Below are 22,521 nucleotides of genomic sequence, written 5' to 3'. Positions count from 1 at the left end.
CCCTGCGTCGTCCGCGGCACCGCTCCATGCGCGAGCGTGCTCCCATGCAGCCGTCGCCGACCGATCGTCCCGCTCCGTCCCGCCTGGTGGCCTCCGTTGCAGGCCGCGCCGACCTGATCACGGCGGGCATGACCGCCCGCGGACTGACGGCCGCCGTCCGCGGGGGACGGCTGCTCCGCCCGCGCCGGGACCACTACCTTCCGCCGGACGCGCATCCGCACCAGGTCGAGGCGGTGCGTTGCGGGGGCAGGCTCGACTGCGTGGCGCTCCTGGCACTGCTCGGGGTGTTCGTGCTCGAGACGCCGCAGCCCCACGTGCAGCTCGAGCGCGACGCCACTCGTCTGCCGGCGCCCGCGCGCGGCGTCATCCGCCATTGGCGCGCCACGGTCGCGCACCCGCATGCCGCGGTCGTTCCCGTACCCGAAGCCCTTGCGCAGGCCGTCCGGTGCCAGGGCGCCCGCGCAGCCGTCGCCACGCTCGACAGTGCATGGCATCTCGGCCTCGTCGATGAGGCCGGGATCCGTGAAGTGTTCGGCCTTCTCCCTCGACGGTACGGGGTGCTGCGCGGCGTCCTGGACCGGCGGAGCGAGTCCGGCACCGAGTCGCTCGTGCGCCTGATCCTGCGCGGCTTCGGATGTCGGATCGAACTGCAGGTGCGGATCGACGGCGTCGGACGCGTGGACCTCCTGGTCGACGGCTGGCTGATCCTCGAGTGCGACAGCGTCCGCCATCACAGTGATTGGAGCGCGCAGGTGGAGGACCGACGTCGCGACCTCGCCGCCGCGGCGCTGGGCTACACGACGGTGAGACTGCTCGCGGACGACGTCTTCCGCCGCCCCGACTGGGTGCGGGAGCAGCTTCGTCGCGTGGTGGCACAGCGCCCGGCAGTTCACGACTCCGGAAGATCCGGGGCCGGAGGTCGCCGCAGCCGACCTAGGGCGTCGCCGCGCACCGTCGTTCCGGAGTCATGAACGCCTCGGCACGGCAAGAGCGCACGAGCTGCGCCTCCGGCGTCGCCTCAGCGGTCGAAGCCCTCGCCGATCAGCTCGATGAGCTCCTCGCGCTCCTCCACCGACAGGAAGGCGCCCGCCGCGGCGTTCAGCTGGAACGCCTCGAGGTCGTCGAGGGAGTAGTCGAAGGTCTCGGCCAGCAGCGCCAGCTCGCGCGTCAGCGACGTGCGGCTCATGGTGCGGTTGTCCACGTTGACGGTGACCGAGAATCCCAGCTGGTAGAGCAGGTCGAACGGGTGGTCCTCGAGCGTCGTCCCCCAGCGCGCGATCGCTCCGGTCTGCAGGTTCGACGACGGGGAGAGCTCCAGCGGGATCTCGCGGTCGCGCACCCAGTGGGCCAGGTCGCCGAAGGTGACGAAGGTCTCCTCGCCCTTCTGCGACACGACGTCGAGGTCCTCCGCGATCCGCACGCCGTGGCCGAGGCGCAGCGCGCGCCCGTCGATCAGGGCGGAACGGATCGAGTCGAGGCCGGCCGCCTCCCCGGCGTGGACGGTGACCGGGAAGAATTCGGACGCCAGGTAGTCGAACGCGGCGCGGTGGTTGGACGGCGGGAAGCCGTCCTCGGGCCCGGCGATGTCGAATCCGACGGCGCCGCGGCCGCGGTAGGCGACGGCCAGCTCGGCGATCTCGCGCGAGCGGTCGGTGTGGCGCATGGCGGTGATGAGCTGCCCGACGCGGATGTCGTCGCCGCGGCTCTCGACCGCGTCCTCGCCCTCCTCGATGCCCGCCTGGACGGCCTCGACGGCTTCTTCGAGCGACAGCCCTCCCGCCAGGTGCTGCTCGGGGGCCCAGCGCACCTCGCCGTAGATCACGCCGTCGGCGGCGAGGTCCTCGACGAACTCCTTCGCGACGCGGCGCAGGCCCTCGCGGGTCTGCATGACGGCGATGGTCAGGTCGAAGGTCTTCAGGTACTCGACGAGCGAGCCCGAGTCGCTCTGCTGCTCGAACCAGTCGGCGAGCTCGTCGGCGGCGGCGGCGGGGACCTCGTGGCCGATCTCATCGGCGAGCTCGAGGATCGTCTGCGGGCGCAGCGCGCCGTCGAGGTGGTCGTGCAGCGACACCTTGGGCAGCGAGCGGATCGAGACGCCCTGCAGCTTCGCGTCGCCGTGCTGGTCGATGGCCATGATTCTCCTGGGTTCGTCGGGGGTGTCGTGCGGGTGTCAGGCGGTGATGCGCTCGAGGACGAGCGGACCGGAGTCGGGGGCCTGGTCGCCGAGCTCCCACGCCCCCTCGAGGGCGTCGAGGGCGCGGGTGAAGCGGCCCGCGTCATCGGCGAGCAGCGTGAAGACCGGCTGCCCCGCAGTGACGCGGTCTCCGGGCTTGACGTGCAGGTCGATCCCGGCGGCGTGGACCACCGGGTCCTGCGCGCGGGCGCGTCCGGCTCCCAGGCGCCAGGCGGCCACGCCGAAGGGCAGCGCCTCCAGCCGCGTGACCACGCCGTCGGCCTCGGCGAGGACGGTGTGGGTCTCTCGCGGCGCCGGAAGCGGCGCGTCGGGGTCGCCGTCCTGGGCGCGGATCATCCGCCGCCACGCGTCCATCGCCCGGCCGTCCTGCAGCGCCGCCTCGACGTCGGCGTCGGGCTGTCCGGCGAGGGTCAGCATCTCCCGCGCCAGCGCCACCGTCAGCTCGACGATGTCGGCGGGGCCTCCGCCGGCCAGCACCTCCACGGACTCCCGCACCTCGTTCGCGTTGCCGATGGCGAGCCCCAGGGGGGTGTTCATGTCGGTGAGGAGGGCGGTGGTCGCCACCCCGGAGTCGGTGCCGAGGGCGACCATCGTGCGCGCCAGCTCCCGCGCCTTGTCGACGTCGCGCATGAAGGCGCCGGAGCCGAACTTCACGTCAAGCACGAGCGAGTCGGTGCCCTCGGCGATCTTCTTGGACATGATGCTCGAGGCGATGAGCGGGATCGCCTCGACCGTGCCGGTGACGTCGCGCAGCGCGTAGAGCCGCTTGTCGGCGGGCGCCAGACCCGAGCCGGCGGCGCAGATGACCGCCCCGACCTCGCGCAGCTGCGCGAACATCTCGTCGTTGGACAGCGCGGCGCGCCAGCCGGGGATCGACTCGAGCTTGTCGAGCGTGCCGCCCGTGTGGCCGAGCCCGCGACCGGACAGCTGCGGCACCGCGACGCCGAAGGCGGCGACCAGCGGCGCGAGCGGAAGGGTGATCTTGTCGCCGACCCCGCCGGTGGAGTGCTTGTCGACGGTGGGCTTGCCGAGCCCGGCGAAGCTCATCCGCTCCCCCGAGGCGATCATCGCGTCGGTCATCACGCGGATCTCGTCGCGCGTCATGCCGTTGAGCAGCACGGCCATCGCGAACGCCGCCATCTGCGAGTCGGCGACGTACTCGCGCGTGTAGGCGTCGACCATCCAGCGCAGCGCGTCGTCCGGGACGGCGCCGCCGTCGCGCTTGGTGCGGATGACGTCGACGGCGTCGAAGGGCTCGACGCCCGCGGCGGTCGTCATCGCGCGGCCTCCAGGTCGCGCGGCCCGAAGGCGTCGGGCAGCACCTCGTCGATCGTGCGGATCCCCGAGACGGTCTCCAGCAGCATGCCCGGCAGCGAGAACTCGTACAGCAGCTGACGGCAGCGCCCGCACGGCATGATCGTCTCGCCGTCGTTGTTGACGCACACGAACGCGACGAGCTGGCCGCCCCCGCTCATGTGGAGGTCGCCCACGAGGGCGCACTCGGCGCACAGTCCCACGCCGTACGAGGCGTTCTCGACGTTGCAGCCCGACACGATCCGCCCGTCGCTCACGAGAGCCGCGGCGCCCACGCGGTAGCGGGAGTAGGGCGCGTAGGCGCGCTGCATGGCGTCGGTGGCGACCGCCCGCAGGTGGTCCCAGTCGATGTCTGTCACGGTGTCATCCCTTGATGTACGGCTTGCCGGATGCCGCAGGGCCCCGGATCTGTCCCGCGAAGCCGGCGACCGCGAGGATCGTCACGACGTACGGGAGCATGAGCATGAACTCGCTGGGGATCGGCGTCTTGAGGATCGTCAGCAGGTTCTGGAGGTTGGTCGCGAAGCCGAACAGGAGCGCCGCGAGCGTCGCGCGGATCGGGTCCCAGCGGCCGAAGATGACGGCGGCCAGCGCGATGAAGCCGAGGCCGGCGGTCATCTCCTTGCCGAACTGCGGCACCGAGACGAGGGTGAAGTACGCGCCGCCGATGCCGGCGATCGCACCGGCCAGCGACACATTCCAGAAGCGGGTCATGTTCACCTTGATGCCGACGGTGTCGGCGGCCTGCGGGTGCTCGCCGACCGCGCGCAGACGCAGGCCCCAGCGCGTGCGGTACAGGCCCCACGCCACGATGGCGACCGTCACGAACATCAGGTAGACGATGAAGGTCTGGTTGAACAGCACCGGTCCGATGATCGGGATGTCGCTCAGCAGCGGGATCTCGATGCGCCCGAAGCGCTCCGGACGGTTCAGCTCGGTCTCGTTGGGCACCAGCAGGGCGCCGTAGAGGAACCCGGTGAGGCCCGTCACGAGGACGTTGAGGACGACACCGACGATCACCTGATCGACGAGGTACTTGATCGCGAACGCCGCGAGCACGAACGACACCAGCACGCCGCCGATCATGGCGCCGATGAGGCCCACGAACGGGTTGCCGGTGATGCTCGACAGCAGCGCCGCCGAGAACGCCCCCAGCAGCAGCTGCCCCTCGATCGCGACGTTGACGACACCGGCACGCTCGCCGATCACGCCGCCCAGGGCGCCGAAGACGAGCGGCACCGACAGCGAGACGGCGCCGAACAGCAGGCTCGAGACGGGCACGAGGCCGCCGGCGGCAGCCCACACGAGGAAGGCGAACACCCCGATCACCGCGAACGCGGCGGTCAGCCACAGCGGCACGCTGCGGTACGACCACGCCTCCCACGCCGCCCACAGCGCGAGCAGCGCCAGCACGACCACGAGGATCCAGCTGGTCGCCCCGGTGGGCAGCTCGACGTCGGGCAGGGCGATCGCCGACGAGGGGTCGCCCAGGCGGAAGGTCGAGATGCCGCCCCGCGGCGCGAGCGCGAACAGCGCGCCGAGCAGGACGACCACGATGCCGAAGACGATCGGCACCTTGAAGCGACGCTCCTTGACGACCGCGAGCTGGATCGTCCCGTCGTCTGCTTCGAGTGCGGGAGTGAGCGCGCTCATGCCGCCACCGCCTTCTTCGCGGCCTTGGCTCGCGCCTTGGCCGCCTTCTCGAGATCGGTCTTGGGAAGGAAGAACACCGCGCGCAGCAGCGGGGGCGCCGCGATGAACAGCACGATGAGCGACTGGACCACGAGCACGATGTCGACGGGGATGCCCTGCGCCTGCATCGAGAACGATCCGGCCTTGAGCGCGCCGAACAGGATGCCGGCGGCGAACGTGCCCCACGCGCGGCTGCGTCCGAGGAGGGCCACGGTGATCGCGTCGAAGCCGATGCCGGCGTCGATCGTCGCGCCGAAGCCGGTGGTCACGTTGCCCTGGATCTGGTTCATCGCCGCCAGGCCCGCCAGGCCGCCCGCGAACAGCATCGCGTAGACGTAGAGGCGCTCGACGTTGATGCCCGCCGCCCGGGCGGCGTGCGGGTTCTCGCCGACGGCGCGCAGGCGCAGGCCGAGGCTGGAGCGCTCGATCAGCCACCAGACGAAGACGGTGGCGAGGAGGACGATCACGAAGCCCCAGTCCAGCGCCGGGAAGAGCGGCCCGATGAGGTCGGGGAACTGCGCCGTGGTCGGCGTGGGCTTGGTCTGCGGCTGGTTGCTCCCCGCCATCTGCAGCAGGCCCGGGCTGCGGAGCATCCACAGCAGCAGGTAGAAGGCGACGTAGTTGAGCATGATCGTGAGGATCACCTCGTGGGCACCCGTCTTGGCCTTCAGGAGGCCGACCAGCCCGCCCCAGAGCGCTCCGCCGACGATGCCGGCGATGAGGGTGAGCGGGAGGTGGATCCACATCGGCAGGCTGAGGTTGAACGCGAACAGCCCGGCGAACAGCGCGCCGATGAGCATCTGGCCGCGCGCGCCGATGTTGAACAGGCCCACCCGGAAGGCGAGCGCCACGCCGAGGCCGGCCGCGATGAGCGGAGCGGCGAAGCCGAGCGAGTTGGTGATCGGCCGGATCTGCGCCTCGAACGACGGGGCGCGCGTGTTGAAGACGGCGCCGCGGAAGAGGGCCTCGTAGCCGTTGTACACGGCGTTCCAGATGGCGGTGAGCGTGTCGGTGGGCCGCGAGAAGAAGTAGCCCGCCGCCGCCTGCACGTCCTCGTTGGTGATCGCGATCAGCACGCCGCCGACGACCATCGCCAGGACGATCGCGAGGAACGTCGTGAACGCGCTGCCGCGCAGCAGCTCCTTGATGAAGACGTTGGACCGGGGCGGCCCGGGCACCTGCTCGCCGGTGAGGGGCCCGCTCGCCGGGGGCAGCTGCGGGTCCACGGGACGCGCCGCGTCCGCGGCGCCGGGCGTCGAGCCGCTCATGCGGCCACCTCCGGGTCGGTTGCGCCGGCCATCATCAGGCCGAGGGTGTCTCGGGGGGTGTCGCCGGGCACGATGCCCACGACGGTGCCGCGGTACATGACGGCGATGCGGTCGGCGAGGGCGGTGACCTCGTCGAGCTCGGTGGAGACGACGACGACGGGGATGCCGGCGTCGCGCGTCTCGATGATGCGCTTGTGGATGAACTCGATCGACCCGACGTCGACGCCGCGGGTCGGCTGGGCCGCCACGAGGAGCTTCAGATCGCGGCTCATCTCGCGCGCGATCACGACCTTCTGCTGGTTGCCGCCCGACAGCGTGCCGGCGGGGGTCGCGGGACCCTGCGTGCGGATGTCGTACTCCGTGATGCGGGCCCGGGCGAACTCCTCGAGCGGGCCGCGGAGGATCGTGCCGAAGCGCGAGAAGTCCGCGTCGGTGGAGCGGTCCAGGATGAGGTTCTCGGCGACGGAGAACCCGCCGACCAGCCCGTCCTCCGTGCGGTCCTCCGGGACGAACCCGACACCGGACTCGAGGATGCCGCGCACGCTCTTGCCGACGAGCTCCTCGCCGTCGAGGCGGATCGACCCCTCCGTGCGGGCGGCGAGGCCGACGATGGCCTCGACGAGCTCGGTCTGGCCGTTGCCCTGGACCCCGGCCACGGCCAGCACCTCGCCCGGGCGGACGTCGAAGCTGACGCCGTCGACGACGATCGCGCCCGACGGCGTGAGCACGCGGAGATCGCGCACCTCCAGCCCGCCCTCGCGGGTCTGCGGCGGGTCCTTGTGGACGGTGAGCTCGACCGCCCGGCCGACCATGAGCGAGGCGAGCTCGGCGTTGGTCGCGGTCGGAGAGGCCTCGCCGACGACCTTGCCGAGGCGGATGACGGTGATGCGGTCGGCGACCTCGCGGACCTCGCGGAGCTTGTGGGTGATGAAGACGATCGAGGTGCCCTCGTCGCGGAGCTGGCGCATGATCGCCATGAGCTCATCGGTCTCCTGCGGGGTGAGCACGGCGGTCGGCTCGTCGAAGACGAGCACCTTCGCATCGCGCGACAGCGCCTTGATGATCTCGACGCGCTGCTGCACGCCGACCGGGAGGTCGCCCACGAGCGCATCCGGGTCGATCTGGAAGCCGAAGCGGTCGGCGACCTCGCGCACGTGCTGACGCGCCCGGGGCAGGTCGAGGCGGCCGAGGCCCTTGGTCTCCTCGTGACCGAGCATCACGTTCTCGGCGACGGTGAAGACGGGGATCAGCATGAAGTGCTGGTGGACCATGCCGATCCCGGCGTTCATGGCGTCGCCCGGGCCGCGGAAGTGCTGGACGACGTCGTCCAGCAGGATCTCGCCCTCGTCGGCGCGGTACAGGCCGTACAGCACGTTCATCAGCGTGGATTTGCCCGCGCCGTTCTCGCCGAGGAGGGCGTGGATCTCCCCCGGCTGGACCACGAGATCGATGTGGTCGTTGGCGACGAGGCTGCCGAATCTCTTCGTGATTCCGCGGAGCTCGAGCTTCATATCAGCACCCTATCCGGCACCCGCTCCCCCGCGGGAGGGCACCATCGACGTTCTGCGAACGGCACTCGGGGCGGGCCGCTGACGCAGGCCCGCCCCGAGTGGTGATCGGTCAGATCACGGGGAGTTCGGCGACTCCACCGTGATGTCGCCGGCGATGATCGACGCCTGCAGGGCGGCGATCTCGTCGAGCAGTCCGTCCGGCAGCTGCGACTCGAAGTCGTGGAAGCTCGACAGCTTCACGCCCTCGTTCTCCAGCGTGCCCACGTAGGGCGCCGGGTCGAAGTCGCCCGCGGCCGCGGCGATGGTCGCGTCGTGGACGGCGACGTCGATCGCCTTCATGATCGAGACCAGCGTGACGTCGGTGACGCTCGTGTCGGCGACGGCGAGGTCGCTGTCCACACCGAGCATCACGGTGTCGGTGCCGCCGTCGGCGATGGCCGCCGCAGCGCTCTGGTAGATCGGGCCGCCGACGGGGAGGATGACGTCCACGCCCTGGTCGAGGACCGACTGGGCGGTCTGCTTGGCGGTGTCGTTGGCGTCGAAGCCGCCGGTGAAGGCGCCCTCCTGCGTGGCGGTGTCCCATCCGAAGACCTGGACGTCGGTGCCCTTGTCCTCGTTGTACTTCTCGACACCGAGCTGGTAGCCGTCCATGAACACGGCGACCGACGGGATCTGCATGCCGCCGAAGGTGCCGACCTTGTTCACGCCCGACTGGGCCGACCATGCGGCCGCGGCGTAGCCGCCGAGGTACGCGGCCTCGGCCGTGTTGAAGACGAGCGGCTTGATGTTCGGCGCGTCGGGGGCTCCGTCGTAGACCGGGTTGCCCTCGTCGTCGACGGTGGTGCCGTCGGCGTAGTCGTCGATGATCGCGAACTGGAGGTCGGGGTTGGCGGTGGCGGCCTCGACGGTCGCGGCGGCCAGCTTGAAGCCCACGGCGATGATGAGCGTGCAGCCCTCGGAGACGGCCGTCTCCATGTTCGGGGCGTAGTCGTTGTCGTTGGTCGACTCGAACTCGAGCGGCTCGACGCCCAGCTCCTCGGCGGCCATGTCCATGCCGTTCTTCGCGGACTCGTTGAACGACTTGTCGTTCCAGCCGCCGGCGTCGGAGATCAGGCAGGGCAGGAAGCCCTCGACGACCTCGGGCGCCTCGGCGCCGGGGGTCGAGGGGCTGGCCTCGGGTGCCGTGCCGCAGCCGGCGAGGGCCGCGACGAGCAGCGCGGCGCCCGCGATACCCGCGAGCTTCTTGGTGGTCGAGATGGTCAAGTGTGCCTCCACGGAAGAGAACCCGCGGACTTCGCGGGTGTGCAGGATGAAATTACCTATTGTGTCGACGGATTTGCACGCTGAGCAGGCGGGTTCAGGCGAATGGTTACAAAGACGCAATGAATCCGTCACGCTCGCGGCATCCTGCTCAATCGGACGCCCTCGACGGGGGCTCAGAGCACGTCGCCGCGACCGGTCAGCTTGAGCGCGTCGACGACGCCCTTGACCCGCTGGGCGTGCTCGCTGGTGGTCACCAGGAGAGCGTCGGGGGTGTCGACGACGACGATGTCCTTCACGCCGATCAGGCTGATCACGCGCGTGGTGTGGCTGACGACGATGCCGCTGGCGGCGTCGGAGAGGATGCGCGCGTTCTCGCCCAGGATGGCCAGGTCGTTCTTGCGCCCGCCGGAGTTGAGCTTGGCGAGGCTCGCGAAGTCCCCCACGTCGTCCCAGTCGAAGTGACCCGGCACCACCGCGAGGCGCCCGCGCTCGGCGGCCGGCTCGGCCACGGCGTAGTCGATCGCGATCTTGGGGAGCTCCGGCCACACGCGGTCCACGACCGGCCCGCGCCGCTCCCGGTCGTCCCACGCCTCGGCGAGCTCCAGCAGCCCGGCGTGCAGCTCGGGCTCGTTGGCCGCCAGCTCGGCCAGCAGCACGTCCGCACGGGAGATGAACATCCCGGCGTTCCACAGGTGATCGCGCGACTGCACGTACTCCTTGGCCGTCTCGAGGTCGGGCTTCTCGACGAACCGCTCGACGAGGGCCGCCTCGGGAGCCCCCGCCACGGCGAGCATGTCGGCCTTCTTGATGTAGCCGAAGCCGACGGAGGGCTCGCTGGGCGTGATGCCGATCGTGCAGATGTAGCCCTCGCGCGCCACCGCGACGGCCTGCTGCACCGCCCAGTGGAAGACCGGGAGCACCCGGATCACGTGGTCGGCCGCGAAGGAGCCGATGATCACGTCGGGATCGCGGCGGTGGAGGATGGCGGCGGCCAGGCCGATGGCCGCCGCGGAGTCGCGCGGCTCGGACTCCAGGAAGACGTTCTCGTCCGGGATGCCGGGCAGCTGTGCCTCGACGGCGGCGCGGTGCGCGCGCCCCGTCACCACGGCGATGCGATCGTGCCCCGTCAGCGGCTCGAGCCGGTCCCAGGTGTCCCGCAGCAGCGAGTGGCCGGATCCGGTGAGGTCGTGCAGGAACTTGGGCGCGTCGGCGCGGGAGAGCGGCCACAGCCTGCTGCCCACCCCGCCGGCGGGGATGACGGCGTAGAAGTCCTCGATCGGTTCGACCATGCGTCGAGCGTAGCGGGCGCCGCCGCCGCGCCCCCGAGTGCGCCGCCACCCCCTCCGAAAGAACGTGATTTCCTGCCGGTGTCTCGATATCGAGAGAACTTAGGCCCGCCTTCCTCGCCCGCCCCGCGGGAGCCGATCTAGGATGAGAGAGCACCCGTGTGCGACGTCGGGGTCGGAAGCCCCAGGGATGTAGTCGTCCCCGCCGAGACGAGGTGCCGTTCACACCAAGGGAGGACGACCGTGTCCGCACCAGCACGCGTCACACCGTCGGTGGCCCAGACCACGTCCCGGACGCCGCGCGGCACCCTGTACCGCGGCAACGAGGGCATGTGGTCCTGGGTCCTGCACCGCATCACCGGCGTCGCCATCTTCTTCTTCCTGCTCGTGCACGTGCTCGACACGGCGCTCATCCGCGTCGCGCCCGACGCGTACGACGCGGTCATGAGCTCCTACAAGAACCCGGTGATGGGCCTCGGCGAGACCGTCCTGGTGGCGGCGATCGTCTACCACGCCTACAACGGCCTGCGCATCATCGCCGTGGACCTCTGGCCGTGGGCGACCCGTCACCAGCGCCAGCTGTGGTGGGCCGTGCTCGTCCTGTGGGTGGTGACCGTGGGCGGCTTCGCCGCGCGCCACCTGCCGATCGTCTTCTCGACCATGGGAGGGGGGCACTGATGTCCGTCCAGGCTCCGAGCGCCGACCTCGCCGCTCCGCGCAGCGCCGCTCCCCGCAAGAAGGGCGCCAACCTCGAGAAGTGGGGCTGGATCTACATGCGCGTCTCCGGCGTGCTGCTGGTCGTCCTTATCTTCGGCCACCTGTTCGTCAACCTGATGCTCGGCGAGGGCATCCACGGCATCGACTTCGCGTTCGTCGCCGGCAAGTTCGCCACGCCGTTCTGGCAGTGGTGGGACGTGCTGATGCTGTGGCTCGCCCTCATCCACGGCGCCAACGGCATGCGCACGATCGTCAACGACTACGTCACCGGCCCCAAGGTGCGCACCACGCTCGTGTGGGCCCTGTGGATCACCGCCGGTTTCCTCATCCTGCTCGGCACGCTCGTCGTGTTCACCTTCGACCCGTGCATCCCCAACCTCAGCCCCGACAGCATGCTGTCCGAGATCTGCAAGGCATCCTGACTGTGACTACCGCGTACCCGGACGCCGTCGTGAAGGACGGCGTCCACTACCACCAGTTCGACATCGTCATCGTGGGCGCCGGCGGCGCCGGCATGCGGGCGGCGATCGAGGCCGGCCCCGGCGCGAAGACCGCCGTCATCACCAAGCTCTACCCCACGCGCTCGCACACCGGCGCGGCGCAGGGCGGCATGGCGGCGGCGCTGGCCAACGTCGAAGAGGACTCGTGGGAGTGGCACACGTTCGACACGGTCAAGGGCGGCGACTACCTCGTCGACCAGGACGCGGCCGAGATCCTCGCCAAGGAGGCGATCGACGCCGTCATCGACCTCGAGAACATGGGGCTGCCCTTCAACCGCACCCCTGAGGGCAAGATCGACCAGCGCCGCTTCGGCGGCCACACCGCCGACCACGGCAAGACCCCGGTGCGCCGCGCGTGCTACGCCGCCGACCGCACCGGCCACATGATCCTGCAGACGCTGTTCCAGAACTGCGTCAAGCTCGGCATCAACTTCTTCAACGAGTTCTACGTCCTCGACCTCATCACCGTCGGCGAGGGTAAGGACACCCAGGTCGCGGGGGTCGTCGCGTACGAGCTCGCCACCGGCGACCTGCACGTCTTCCAGTCCAAGGCCGTCATCTTCGCGACCGGCGGCTTCGGCAAGATCTTCAAGACCACCTCCAACGCCCACACCCTCACGGGCGACGGCGTCGGCGTGATCTGGCGCAAGAAGCTGCCGCTGGAGGACATGGAGTTCTTCCAGTTCCACCCCACCGGCCTCGCCGGCCTCGGCATCCTCCTGACCGAGGGCGCCCGCGGCGAGGGTGCGATCCTGCGCAACGCCTCGGGCGAGCGCTTCATGGAGCGCTACGCCCCCACCATCAAGGACCTCGCCCCGCGCGACATCGTCAGCCGCTGCATGGTGCAGGAGGTCGCCGAGGGCCGCGGAGCCGGCCCGCACCGCGACTACGTCCTGCTGGACTGCACCCACCTCGGCGCCGAAGTCCTCGAGACCAAGCTCCCCGACATCACCGAGTTCGCCCGCACCTACCTGGGCGTCGACCCGGTCGTCGAGCCGGTGCCGGTGATGCCGACCGCCCACTACGCGATGGGCGGCATCCCCACCAACACCGACGCCGAGGTCCTGAGCGACAACACGACCGTCGTGCCGGGGCTCTACGCCGCCGGCGAGTGCGCGTGCGTCTCGGTGCACGGCTCCAACCGCCTGGGCACCAACTCGCTCCTCGACATCAACGTGTTCGGCAAGCGCGCCGGCCGCCGGGCCGTCCAGTACGTCCAGACCGCCGACTTCGTGCCCCTCCCCGAGGACCCCGCCGCCGAGGTGCGCGACCTGCTCGAGGGCCTGCGCAACAACCCCGGCAACGAGCGGATCGCCGTGCTCCGCAAGACCCTGCAGGACGAGATGGACCGGAAGGCCCAGGTGTTCCGCACCGACGAGTCGCTCGGCGAGGTGCTCACCGTCATCGCCGACCTGCGCGAGCGCTACAAGAACGTGCACGTCGACGACAAGGGCAAGCGGTTCAACACGGACCTGCTGGAGGCCGTCGAGCTCGGCTTCCTCCTCGACATCGCGGAGGTCGTCGTGGTCACCGCCCGCAACCGCAAGGAGAGCCGCGGCGGCCACATGCGCGACGACTTCCCGACGCGCGACGACGAGAACTACATGCAGCACACGATGGCCTATCTGTCGGGCGATCCCCACTCGTCGCACGCCGAGGACCACATCCGCCTGGACTGGAAGCCGGTCGTGTTCACCAAGAACGAGGCCGGCGAACTGCGGTACCCGCCGCTGGAGAGGAAGTACTGAGATGACGCTCGTCGCCGATGCTCCGGGGACCGTGAACGAACCGGCTGCGAACGACACCGGCATCCAGTCGTTCCTCGTCACCTTCATCATCCGACGCTTCGACCCCGAGGTCGACAGCGAGCCGCGCTGGGTGGACTACGACGTCGAGCTCTACTCGACGGACCGCGTGCTCGACGCGCTGCACAAGATCAAGTGGGAGGTCGACGGCTCGCTGACCTTCCGCCGCTCGTGCGCGCACGGCATCTGCGGATCGGACGCCATGCGCATCAACGGCCGCAACCGCCTGGCCTGCAAGACGCTGATCAAGGACCTCGACATCTCGCAGCCGATCTACGTCGAGGCCATCAAGGGCCTGCCGCTGGAGAAGGACCTCGTCGTCGACATGGAGCCGTTCTTCGCGTCGTACCGCGAGGTGCAGCCGTTCCTCATCGCGAACTCCACCCCGGAGCCCGGCAAGGAGCGCATCCAGTCGATCGTCGACCGCGAGGTGTTCGACGACACGACCAAGTGCATCCTCTGCGCCGCGTGCACGTCGTCATGCCCGGTGTTCTGGACCGACGGCCAGTACTTCGGACCCGCGGCGATCGTCAACGCCCACCGCTTCATCTTCGACTCGCGCGACGACGCGGGCGATGTGCGCCTCGACATCCTCAACGACAAGGAGGGCGTGTGGCGCTGCCGCACCACCTTCAACTGCACCGAGGCGTGCCCCCGCGGCATCGAGGTGACCAAGGCGATCGCCGAGGTGAAGCAGGCCGTCCTCCGCGGACGCTGAGCACGCGCGTCGCTACGCTGGACGCGTGAGCGAGGACCGCACCGGCGAACCGTCCGAGCCCTGGCGCGAACGCTGGGAGCAGTCGCCCCTGCGTGAGCGTCTCGACGAGCCCATCGAGCGAGCGACGCAGATCACCCGCCGCACGCTCGCCTGGTTCCCGATCCGGGTCTGGCGGCACTTCCTCCGTCACAACGGCTTCCTGCTGGCGGCCGCCATCAGCTACCAGTCGATCTTCGCGATCTTCGCCGTGCTCTATGTGGCCTTCGCGGTGGTGGGGCTGTGGCTCGGCGGGAGCCAGTCGGCCATCGACGGCCTGGTCGCCCTCATCAACTCCTACATCCCGGGACTGATCGGCCCCGAAGGCCAGGGCCTCGTCTCGGACGAGGCGGTGACGGAGATCGCGCGGGGGTCGTCGAGCCTGCTCGCGGTCACCGGCGCCGTCGCGGTGCTCGTGGCGATCTGGACCGCGATCGGGTTCGTCACGTTCACCCGCCGCGCGGTGCGCGACATCTTCGGACTGCCCTTCGACGGCCGCAACTACCTGATCCTCAAGGCCCGCGACTTCGTCGCCGGCGTGCTGTTCGGCGCCGCGCTGGTGCTCGGCGCCGGGCTCGGCTACGCCGCCGGCGGGGCGGTCGACGTGCTCTTCCGGTGGCTCGGCGGCGACATCCTCTCGACGTGGGGAAGCGTGTTCAGCCGCGTCGCCTCGGTCGGCATCGCGTTCGTGATCAACTCCGCGGCCCTGGCCGCCCTCATCCGCCTGCTCACCGGCACCTCGCTGCCGTGGGCGCGCATCTGGCCCGGCGCCGCGCTCGGGGCGGGCGCCCTCGTCGTGCTGCAGCTCGCCGCCGGCCTGCTGCTCTACTACACCCCCGCCAACCCGCTGCTGGCGACGTTCTCGGTGTTCATCGGGTTCCTGCTGTGGTTCCGGCTGGCGGGGATCGTGATCCTCGTCGCCGCGTCGTGGGTGGCCGTCTCCGCGCACGACCGCGACGTCCCGCTCGTCGAGGAGAGCGAGGAGGAGCGCCGGAAGGCGGAGCGGCAGGCCGTCCTCCTCGCCGCGCGCGTCCGGGTGCGCGACGCCCACCTGGCCCGCGGGGCCGCCCCGTGGTGGGGCCGCTGGCGCGCCGGTCATGAGCTGCGCCGGGCGGAGGACGAGCTGGCCCGTCTGCAGGCGGAGGCCGACGGCGCCGCGGGCGAGCGGACGCCGGGGCGGGGGCCCGCCTGAGCGGCGCTGTCGGGGCCGCTCGCTAGGCTCGTCGGGTGACCCGCACGCTCCGCATCGCCTCCGTCAATGTCAACGGCATCCGTGCCGCCGCACGCAAGGGGATGCACCCGTGGCTGGAGCAGGCCGGGGTCGACATCCTCACGCTGCAGGAGGTGCGGGCGCAGGCCTCGGACCTGGCCGCGGCGCTGCCGGGCTGGCACATCGTCGGCGACGAGGCGCTCGCGAAAGGGCGCGCCGGGGTCGCCATCGCCGCGCGCGAGCCGCTGGACATCTGGCGGATCGACCTCGTCGGCAGCGAGGGAGCGGGCGAGCTCGACACCCGGGGGCGCTGGGTCGAGGCCGACATCGCGGTGGGCGGCGAGACGGTCACGGTCGTGAGCGCGTACGTGTTCACCGGCGAGGCCGACACCGAGAAGCAGGTGGCCAAGTACGCGTTCCTCGACGCCATGGAGCGCCGCATGCCGCGGTTGGGCGACCTCGCGGTGATCACCGGCGACCTGAACGTCGGTCATCGCGAGCTCGACATCCGCAACTGGCGCGGGAACGTGAAGAAGGCCGGGTTCCTCCCCCGCGAGAGGGCGTACTTCGACCGCTTCACCGGCGCCGAGGGCGAGGACGTGGTGGGCGCCGACGGCTCGTCGGGTCCGGGGCTCGGCTGGGTCGACGTGGGCCGGCGCTGGGCGGGCGAGGTCGACGGTCCGTACACCTGGTGGTCGAGCCGCGGAAAGGCGTTCGACACCGACACCGGCTGGCGCATCGACTACCACCTCGCGACGCCGCGCCTGGCCGAGCGGGTGACCGACTACCGCGTCGTCCGGGCGCCGTCGTGGGACACCCGGTGGAGCGATCACGCGCCCGTCGTCGCCGACTACGCGTTCGGCGAGGGCTGAGGGCGCGCGACCGCTGCCGCACGGCGCGTCTCGCTCGTGCGCTGCCTCACCCGACCGGCAGCAGCTGCTGATGCCGGCGCGCGAGCGCCAGCCACGTCTCGACGACCGTGTCGGGGTTGAGCGAGATCGATCCGATGCCGCGCTCGACCAGCCACTGGGCGAAGTCCGCATGGTCGGAGGGGCCCTGTCCGCAGATGCCGATGTACTGCCCGCGTCGCACGCACGCGTCGATCGCGAGTCCGAGCACCCGCAGCACCGCCGGATCGCGTTCGTCGAACCCGGCGGCGACCAGAGCCGAATCCCGGTCGAGGCCGAGCATGAGCTGGGTCATGTCGTTGGAGCCGATGGAGAACCCGTCGAACACGTCGAGGAACTCGTCGGCCAGCAGCGCGTTGGACGGGATCTCGCACATCATGACGACCTCGAGGCCGTTCTCACCGCGGCGCAGGCCGTTCTCGGCCAGCAGCGCCACCACGTCGCGGGCCTCGGTGAGGGTGCGGACGAACGGCACCATGACCTTCACATTGGTGAGCCCCATCTCCTCGCGCACGAAGCGCAGCGCGTCGCACTCCATGCGGAAGCACGCCGCGAAGTCGGACGACACGTAGCGTGAGGCGCCGCGCCAGCCGATCATCGGGTTCTCCTCGACGGGCTCGTAGCGCTCACCGCCCAGCAGGCCGGCGTATTCGTTCGACTTGAAGTCGCTCAGCCGCACGATCACCGGCTCGGGCGCGAACGCCGCCGCGATCATCGAGACACCCTCGGCGACGCGCCGGACGAAGTACTCGCGCGGGCTCGCGTAGGCGGCGGTGCGGCGATCGATCTCGGTGCGCAGGGGCTCGGGCAACAGGTCCCGCTCCAGGAGCGCCCGCGGGTGGATGCCGATCTGGCGGTTGATGATGAACTCCAGCCGGGCCAGGCCCACGCCGCGGTGCGGCAGCCGCGAGAACCCGAAGGCCTGGTCGGGCGTGCCGACGTTCATCATGATCCGCACCGGCAGCGGGGGCATGTCGTCCAGCCTCGTCTCCTCCTCGGAGAACGCGAGCCTGCCCGCGTACACGATCCCGTCGTCGCCCTCCGCGCACGAGACGGTGACCTCCGCGCCGTCGTGCAGCGCGCGCGTCGCGTAGCCCGTGCCGACCACCGCGGGGATGCCCAGTTCGCGCGCGATGATCGCGGCGTGGCAGGTGCGTCCGCCCCGGTCGGTGACGATGGCCGACGCCTTCGCCATGATGGGCTCCCAGTCCGGGTCGGTCATGTCGGCGACGAGCACGTCGCCGGGCTGGAACCGGTCCATGTGGGCGATGCTCGCCAGCACGCGCACCGGCCCGGCGCCGATGCGCTGCCCGATCGCGCGCCCGGTGATGAGCGGCTCGCCCCGCTCGGCGAGCACGTAGCGGGTGAGCACGGCACCGCCGCTGCGCGAGACGACCGTCTCGGGCCGCGCCTGGAGGATGTAGAGCAGGCCGTCGACGCCGTCGCGCGCCCACTCGATGTCCATCGCGCGACCGTAGTGGTCCTCGATCACCAGCGCGTGGCGGGCGAGCTCCTCCACCTCGGCGTCGGTGATGCTGAAGCGGGCCCGGTCATCCGCCTCGACGTCGACGAACCGCGTCGACGCGCCCACCTGCACGTCGTCGGCGTAGCGCATGGCGACCGCCTTCTCCCCCAGCTGGCGCTTCAGGATCGCCGGGCGACCGGCGCGCACCGCGGGCTTGTACACGTAGAACTCGTCGGGGTTCACCGCACCCTGCACGACGGCCTCGCCCAGTCCGTAGGCACTGGTGACGAAGACCGCCTGATCGAAGCCGGACTCCGTGTCGACGGTGAACAGGACGCCGGACGCGCCGATGTCGGAGCGGACCATCCGCTGGATGCCCGCCGACAGGGCCACCTCCTCGTGCGGGAATCCGTTGTGCACCCGGTAGGCGATGGCGCGGTCGTTGTAGAGCGACGCGAACACCTCATGCACTGCGGCGAGGACGTTCTCGATGCCGCCGATGTTCAGGAAGGTCTCCTGCTGCCCCGCGAAGGACGCGTCGGGGAGGTCTTCGGCGGTGGCGCTGGAGCGCACGGCCCAGGTGACGCGGGCGGGCTCGGGGTCGCCCGCGAGCATCTCGCCGAACGCGTCGCGGATGTCCCGTTCGAGATCCGCGGGGAACGGCTGCGCCTCGATCCAGCCCCGGACCTCGGCCCCCACGCGAGCCAGTTCCGCCACGTCGGAGATGTCCAGGGCGCCGACGGCGGCCTGGATGCGCTCCGCCAGGCCGTGCTGGGCGAGGAACGCGCGGTAGGCGTCGGCCGTCGTCGCGAATCCGCCGGGCACCCGGACGCCGGCACCGGTCAGGGCCGAGACCATCTCCCCCAGAGACGCGTTCTTGCCGCCCACCTGCGGCAGGTCCGCCATGCCGATGTCGTGGAACCACAGGATGTTGTCCATCTCATTCACCTCGTACTTCTCTTTCACCTCGGATCGGGGCCGTCACGTCCGCAGCTTCATGGTCTGCAGGATGACGGCCGACATCTCCTCGACGCTCTTCGTCGAGGAGTTCACGAAGGGGACGCCCGCACGCCGGTAGAGCTCCTCCGCGCGGCGCAGCTCGAGCGTGCACTGCTCGAGGCTCGCGTAGCGCGACCGGGGGCGGCGCTGGGTGCGCACCTCGGTCAGCCGGACCGGCGTCGTGGTCAGCCCGAAGCAGCGCGCGGCGAAGCGGACGAGCGGACCCGGCAGCGTCTCGGTCGGGAAGTCGTCGTCGGTCAGCGGATAGTTCGCGACGAGCAGGCCGTACTGCAACGCTAGATACATCGTCGTCGGCGTCTTGCCGCATCTGCTCGGCGCGACGATGATCACGTCGGCCAGGTCGAGCGCGCGCAGGCTCTGACCGTCGTCGTGCTCGATCGCATACTCGACCGCCCGCATGCGCCGGTGGTACTTCTCCAGGTCGCCGAGGCCGTGGTAGGCGCCCGGGAGCTCCGAGGAACGCACGCCGAAGGCTTCCTCCAGCCGGGCGAGCGGCCCGCCCAGCAGGTCGATCACCAGCGCGGGGGCGGCAGACAGTCCGATGCGCAGCGACGCCTGCTTGACGGTGGTGAAGACCACCGGCGCCAGCCCGGCCGCGGCGGCTCTCCCCACCTCGGCGAGCACCTCCTCCACCCGGACGTCGCCGTCCACGAACGGGAGGGTGTGGTGCTCCACGTCGATGCCGGGGAAGTTGGCCAGCAGCGCGCTGCCCAGGGTCTCGGCCGTGATGCCGGTGGAGTCGGACACGAAGAAGGCGGCCCTCCGCTGTCGCGGCGCACTCCGTCCGGGGCTCTCGTCGCCGAGTGCCCCCGTCAACGTCGTCTGTCGATCGTCCATGATCGTGCCTGCGGGCCCGGCGGACATCTCTGGTCCACCAGATCCCACGCTAGGACGCCCGTCGCCGGCGCGGCGGGCCCCCGGGCCGTGAATATCCGCGCGGTGCCGGCGCCCGTAGGATTGGGAGGTGAGCAAACCCCGCCTGTACTCCGGAATGCAGCCCTCGGCCGACTCCCTCCAGATCGGCAACTACATCGGGGCGCTCATGCAGTGGCGCGACCTGCAGCAGGCCTACGACGCGTTCTTCTCGGTCGTCGACCTGCACGCGCTCACGCAGCCCAACGATCCGTCCGAGCTGCGGGAGAAGACCCGTCGCACGGCGGCGCAGTACATCGCCGCCGGCATCGAACCCTCGAAGTCCACGCTGTACGTGCAGTCCCACGTGTCCGCCCACGCCGAGCTGCAGTGGATCCTGTCGACGCTGACGGGCTTCGGCGAGGCCGGGCGGATGACGCAGTTCAAGGACAAGTCGCAGCGCTACGGCACGGATGCCACCAACGTCGGCCTGTTCACCTACCCGGTGCTCATGGCCGCCGACATCCTGCTTTACCAGACCGACATCGTGCCCGTCGGCGACGACCAGAAGCAGCACGTCGAGCTGACCCGCGATCTCGCCGAGCGCTTCAACTCGCGCTACGGCACGGCGTTCACCGTGCCGATGCCCGTGATCCAGAAGGACACCGCGCGCATCTACGACCTGCAGACGCCGACCGCGAAGATGTCGAAGTCGGCGGAGTCCGACGCGGGCGTGCTGTGGCTGCTGGATGACCCGGCCGTCTCGGCGAAGAAGATCATGCGCGCGGTCACGGACTCCGAGGGCTCGGTGCGCTACGACCGCGAGGCCAAGCCGGGCGTGTCCAACCTGCTGGTGATCTACGCGGCCCTCACCGGACGCCAGATCGGCTCGATCGAGGACGAGTATGCGGGCCGCGGCTACGGCGACTTCAAGAAGGGGCTCGCCGAGGTCGTCGTGAACGAGTTCGGTCCGGTGCGCGAGCGCGCCCTCGAGCTTCTCGCCGACCCCGCCGAGCTCGACCGCGTGCTGGCCGCCAACGCCGCCCGCGCCGACGAGGTGGCCGGCGCGACGCTCGCCGACGTGTACGACAAGGTGGGGCTCCTCCGCCGCGTGTGATCCTCGCGCCGGGCTCGCCCGTAGGCACGGCCCGGTGATCCGACGCCGTGCGAGCCACGGCGCTAGGGTCGGGGCATGCGACCGGTGACCCTGCATACCGACCGTCTCGAGCTCTCCGTCCCGACGGCCGGAGACGTCGACGCGATCTTCGCGGCCTGCCAGGACCCCGAGGTGCAGCGCTACACCACCGTGCCCACGCCGTATCGGCGCGCGCACGCGGAGGGCTTCGTGGAGAAGGCCGCCGCGTGGTGGGACGCCGGCACCGAGACGACGTGGGCCGTGCGCCGGGACGGGATGCTGTCGGGCATGGTGGGGCTTCACCGCCTCGGGCGCGGCGACGGCGAGCTGGGCTACTGGATGGCGCCCGACGCGCGTGGCCGCGGCTTCCTGACGGAGGCGGCGCGGGCCGTCGTGGACTGGGGCTTCTCCCCCGCCGAGGGCGAGCGGGGTCTGGGCCTGGCGCGCATCGAGTGGCGCGCAGTGGCCGGCAACATCGCTTCGGCACGCGCGGCGCGCGCGCTCGGCTTCCGCTACGAGGGACTGCTGCGGCAGGCGCTGCTGCACAGCTCCGGACGACGCGACGACGCGTGGATCGCCGGGCTCCTCCCTGGCGATGACCGCACGCCCCAGGAGTGGCCGGTGCTCGCCGGCTGACGGCGGGTCGTCCGGCAGTGGCAGGATGGCGTCATGCCCGAGATGCCGGAAGTGCAGGGTCTGGTCGACTTCCTCGACGCGAGACTGAGGGGGCTCGCCGTGACGAAGGTCACGGTGGCCAACATCGCCGCGCTGAAGACGTACGACCCGCCGATCGACCGCCTGAAGGGCGCGACGGTCACGGGTGCCCAGCGGCACGGCAAGTTCGTGGACCTCGCGACGGATGCCTCGGACGAGACGGGCGTGCCCCATCTGGTGTTCCACCTCGCGAAGGCCGGCTGGCTCCGGTGGTACGACGAGCTGCCGGGCACCGTGATCCGGCCGGGCAAGACGCCGATCGCCCTGCGCGTGGGGTTCGACGACGGGTCGGGCTTCGACCTCACCGAGGCCGGGACGAAGAAGTCGCTCGCGGTCTACGCCGCCCGCCGTCCGGAGGACGTCCCGGGGATCGCCCGCCTGGGGCCCGATCCGCTCGATCCCGCGTTCACCCGCGACACCCTCGCGGGACTGCTGGCGGGGCGGCGCACGCAGATCAAGGGTGTGCTGCGCGACCAGTCCGTCGTCGCCGGGATCGGCAACGCGTACTCCGACGAGATCCTGCACGCCGCGAAGATGTCGCCCTACGCGCTGGCGGCGACGCTGGACGACGCCGAGGTCGACCGGCTCTTCGCGGCCACGCGGGACACGCTGACCGAGGCCGTCGCCGCGGCGACCGGCAAGCCGCCGGCGGAGCTCAAGGACGCCAAGCGACGCGGCATGTCCGTGCACGGACGTCGCGGCGAGGTCTGCCCGGTGTGCGGCGACGTCGTGCGGAGCGTCTTCTTCGCGGACAACAGCCTGGAGTACTGCGCGACGTGCCAGACCGGCGGTAAGATCCTCGCCGACCGGCGCCTGTCCCGCCTGCTGAAGTGACGTCCGGCTCATGCGGCGCGCGGACCGAGCGCGTTCGGTGGGCACTCGTCGTCGCGTCGAACCCCGGATGGCGACGACG

The 22,521-nt window shown here is 70.8% G+C and carries 20 protein-coding genes; 10 read left to right on the top strand and 10 right to left on the bottom strand.

All coding sequences use genetic code 11. The features are described from left to right. Positions 1-44 precede the first annotated feature (44 nt). Positions 45-971: an endonuclease domain-containing protein gene (locus QQZ13_RS13020; RefSeq protein WP_284529719.1), complete on the top strand. Its 927-nt coding sequence runs from the start codon at positions 45-47 to the stop codon at positions 969-971. Between the two features lie 47 nt (positions 972-1,018). On the opposite strand, the gene QQZ13_RS13015 is transcribed toward QQZ13_RS13020, so the two are convergent. The 8 genes from QQZ13_RS13015 to QQZ13_RS12980 all read right to left on the bottom strand — a co-directional run bounded on the left by QQZ13_RS13015 (position 1,019) and on the right by QQZ13_RS12980 (position 10,531). Further along, positions 1,019-2,134, bottom strand: coding sequence for an adenosine deaminase (locus QQZ13_RS13015; RefSeq protein ID WP_284529717.1), 1,116 nt, complete (start codon positions 2,132-2,134; stop codon positions 1,019-1,021). A gap of 36 nt (positions 2,135-2,170) precedes the next feature. Next, the gene (locus tag QQZ13_RS13010) at positions 2,171-3,472 is read right to left on the bottom strand and encodes a thymidine phosphorylase (RefSeq protein ID WP_284529716.1); all 1,302 of its coding nucleotides are present in this window, start codon (positions 3,470-3,472) and stop codon (positions 2,171-2,173) included. Then, positions 3,469-3,867, bottom strand: a complete 399-nt coding sequence (locus QQZ13_RS13005) for a cytidine deaminase (protein ID WP_284529714.1) — start codon at positions 3,865-3,867, stop codon at positions 3,469-3,471. The genes QQZ13_RS13010 and QQZ13_RS13005 overlap by 4 nt, the downstream gene beginning before the upstream one ends. Positions 3,868-3,871: 4 nt before the next feature. Then, the gene (locus QQZ13_RS13000; RefSeq protein ID WP_284529713.1) at positions 3,872-5,161 is read right to left on the bottom strand and encodes an ABC transporter permease; all 1,290 of its coding nucleotides are present in this window, start codon (positions 5,159-5,161) and stop codon (positions 3,872-3,874) included. Then, complete coding sequence (locus QQZ13_RS12995) at positions 5,158-6,468, bottom strand: ABC transporter permease (RefSeq protein WP_284529712.1); 1,311 nt, start codon at positions 6,466-6,468, stop codon at positions 5,158-5,160. The genes QQZ13_RS13000 and QQZ13_RS12995 overlap by 4 nt, the downstream gene beginning before the upstream one ends. Further along, positions 6,465-7,979 (bottom strand): ABC transporter ATP-binding protein, encoded by a 1,515-nt coding sequence (locus QQZ13_RS12990; protein ID WP_284529711.1) that lies wholly within the window; start codon positions 7,977-7,979, stop codon positions 6,465-6,467. The genes QQZ13_RS12995 and QQZ13_RS12990 overlap by 4 nt, the downstream gene beginning before the upstream one ends. Before the next feature lie 114 nt (positions 7,980-8,093). After that, positions 8,094-9,242 carry a BMP family protein gene (locus QQZ13_RS12985; RefSeq protein ID WP_284529709.1) on the bottom strand — a complete coding sequence of 383 codons (1,149 nt, stop codon included), beginning with the start codon at positions 9,240-9,242 and terminating at the stop codon, positions 8,094-8,096. Between the two features lie 173 nt (positions 9,243-9,415). Beyond that, positions 9,416-10,531, bottom strand: a complete 1,116-nt coding sequence (locus QQZ13_RS12980) for a mannose-1-phosphate guanylyltransferase (RefSeq protein WP_284529707.1) — start codon at positions 10,529-10,531, stop codon at positions 9,416-9,418. Between the two features lie 240 nt (positions 10,532-10,771). Here QQZ13_RS12980 and sdhC point away from each other — a divergent pair, with 240 nt between their 5' ends. Genes sdhC through QQZ13_RS12950 form a run of 6 tightly spaced genes read left to right on the top strand, consistent with a single transcriptional unit; the run spans position 10,772 to position 16,386 of the window. Then, complete coding sequence (sdhC, locus tag QQZ13_RS12975) at positions 10,772-11,206, top strand: succinate dehydrogenase, cytochrome b556 subunit (RefSeq protein ID WP_284529705.1); 435 nt, start codon at positions 10,772-10,774, stop codon at positions 11,204-11,206. Continuing rightward, a complete protein-coding gene (locus QQZ13_RS12970) occupies positions 11,206-11,667 on the top strand; it encodes a succinate dehydrogenase hydrophobic membrane anchor subunit (protein WP_284529703.1) in 462 nt (153 codons plus the stop codon). The genes sdhC and QQZ13_RS12970 overlap by 1 nt, the downstream gene beginning before the upstream one ends. 2 nt (positions 11,668-11,669) lie before the next feature. Further along, positions 11,670-13,493, top strand: coding sequence for a succinate dehydrogenase flavoprotein subunit (sdhA, locus tag QQZ13_RS12965; RefSeq protein WP_284529702.1), 1,824 nt, complete (start codon positions 11,670-11,672; stop codon positions 13,491-13,493). A 1-nt stretch (position 13,494) separates the two neighbouring features. After that, a complete protein-coding gene (locus QQZ13_RS12960; protein WP_284529701.1) occupies positions 13,495-14,268 on the top strand; it encodes a succinate dehydrogenase iron-sulfur subunit in 774 nt (257 codons plus the stop codon). 25 nt (positions 14,269-14,293) lie between these two features. Then, positions 14,294-15,496, top strand: a complete 1,203-nt coding sequence (locus tag QQZ13_RS12955) for a YihY/virulence factor BrkB family protein (RefSeq protein ID WP_284529700.1) — start codon at positions 14,294-14,296, stop codon at positions 15,494-15,496. A 35-nt stretch (positions 15,497-15,531) separates the two neighbouring features. Further along, the gene (locus tag QQZ13_RS12950; protein ID WP_284529699.1) at positions 15,532-16,386 is read left to right on the top strand and encodes an endonuclease/exonuclease/phosphatase family protein; all 855 of its coding nucleotides are present in this window, start codon (positions 15,532-15,534) and stop codon (positions 16,384-16,386) included. A gap of 46 nt (positions 16,387-16,432) precedes the next feature. Here the strand turns inward: QQZ13_RS12950 and ppsA are convergent, their stop codons facing one another. After that, positions 16,433-18,826 (bottom strand): phosphoenolpyruvate synthase, encoded by a 2,394-nt coding sequence (gene ppsA / locus QQZ13_RS12945; RefSeq protein ID WP_284529698.1) that lies wholly within the window; start codon positions 18,824-18,826, stop codon positions 16,433-16,435. A gap of 42 nt (positions 18,827-18,868) precedes the next feature. After that, a complete protein-coding gene (locus QQZ13_RS12940; RefSeq protein ID WP_284529695.1) occupies positions 18,869-19,744 on the bottom strand; it encodes a pyruvate, water dikinase regulatory protein in 876 nt (291 codons plus the stop codon). A gap of 127 nt (positions 19,745-19,871) precedes the next feature. Here QQZ13_RS12940 and trpS point away from each other — a divergent pair, with 127 nt between their 5' ends. The 3 genes from trpS to QQZ13_RS12925 all read left to right on the top strand — a co-directional run bounded on the left by trpS (position 19,872) and on the right by QQZ13_RS12925 (position 22,442). Continuing rightward, positions 19,872-20,876 carry a tryptophan--tRNA ligase gene (gene trpS, locus QQZ13_RS12935; RefSeq protein WP_284529693.1) on the top strand — a complete coding sequence of 335 codons (1,005 nt, stop codon included), beginning with the start codon at positions 19,872-19,874 and terminating at the stop codon, positions 20,874-20,876. 75 nt (positions 20,877-20,951) lie between these two features. Beyond that, positions 20,952-21,530, top strand: a complete 579-nt coding sequence (locus QQZ13_RS12930) for a GNAT family N-acetyltransferase (protein WP_284529692.1) — start codon at positions 20,952-20,954, stop codon at positions 21,528-21,530. A gap of 33 nt (positions 21,531-21,563) precedes the next feature. Then, a complete protein-coding gene (locus tag QQZ13_RS12925) occupies positions 21,564-22,442 on the top strand; it encodes an Fpg/Nei family DNA glycosylase (protein WP_284529691.1) in 879 nt (292 codons plus the stop codon). Positions 22,443-22,521 lie beyond the last annotated feature (79 nt).

The organism is Microbacterium sp. T2.11-28, from assembly GCF_950097975.1.
GTDB lineage: Bacteria > Actinomycetota > Actinomycetes > Actinomycetales > Microbacteriaceae > Microbacterium.
The sequence above is the reverse complement of the archived record's forward strand: the minus strand, read 5'-3'. Positions and strand labels throughout refer to the sequence as shown.

Bases quoted from the DNA above. Each gene is read 5' to 3' on its own strand.
- QQZ13_RS13020 (WP_284529719.1), top strand. From the start codon at position 45: ATGCAGCCGTCGCCGACCGATCGTCCCGCTCCGTCCCGCCTGGTGGCC.
- QQZ13_RS13015 (WP_284529717.1), bottom strand. From the start codon at position 2,134: ATGGCCATCGACCAGCACGGCGACGCGAAGCTGCAGGGCGTCTCGATC.
- QQZ13_RS13010 (WP_284529716.1), bottom strand. From the start codon at position 3,472: ATGACGACCGCCGCGGGCGTCGAGCCCTTCGACGCCGTCGACGTCATC.
- QQZ13_RS13000 (WP_284529713.1), bottom strand. From the start codon at position 5,161: ATGAGCGCGCTCACTCCCGCACTCGAAGCAGACGACGGGACGATCCAG.
- QQZ13_RS12995 (WP_284529712.1), bottom strand. From the start codon at position 6,468: ATGAGCGGCTCGACGCCCGGCGCCGCGGACGCGGCGCGTCCCGTGGAC.
- QQZ13_RS12990 (WP_284529711.1), bottom strand. From the start codon at position 7,979: ATGAAGCTCGAGCTCCGCGGAATCACGAAGAGATTCGGCAGCCTCGTC.
- QQZ13_RS12980 (WP_284529707.1), bottom strand. From the start codon at position 10,531: ATGGTCGAACCGATCGAGGACTTCTACGCCGTCATCCCCGCCGGCGGG.
- QQZ13_RS12970 (WP_284529703.1), top strand. From the start codon at position 11,206: ATGTCCGTCCAGGCTCCGAGCGCCGACCTCGCCGCTCCGCGCAGCGCC.
- QQZ13_RS12960 (WP_284529701.1), top strand. From the start codon at position 13,495: ATGACGCTCGTCGCCGATGCTCCGGGGACCGTGAACGAACCGGCTGCG.
- ppsA (WP_284529698.1), bottom strand. From the start codon at position 18,826: ATGGACAACATCCTGTGGTTCCACGACATCGGCATGGCGGACCTGCCG.
- QQZ13_RS12940 (WP_284529695.1), bottom strand. From the start codon at position 19,744: ATGGACGATCGACAGACGACGTTGACGGGGGCACTCGGCGACGAGAGC.
- QQZ13_RS12930 (WP_284529692.1), top strand. From the start codon at position 20,952: ATGCGACCGGTGACCCTGCATACCGACCGTCTCGAGCTCTCCGTCCCG.
- QQZ13_RS12925 (WP_284529691.1), top strand. From the start codon at position 21,564: ATGCCCGAGATGCCGGAAGTGCAGGGTCTGGTCGACTTCCTCGACGCG.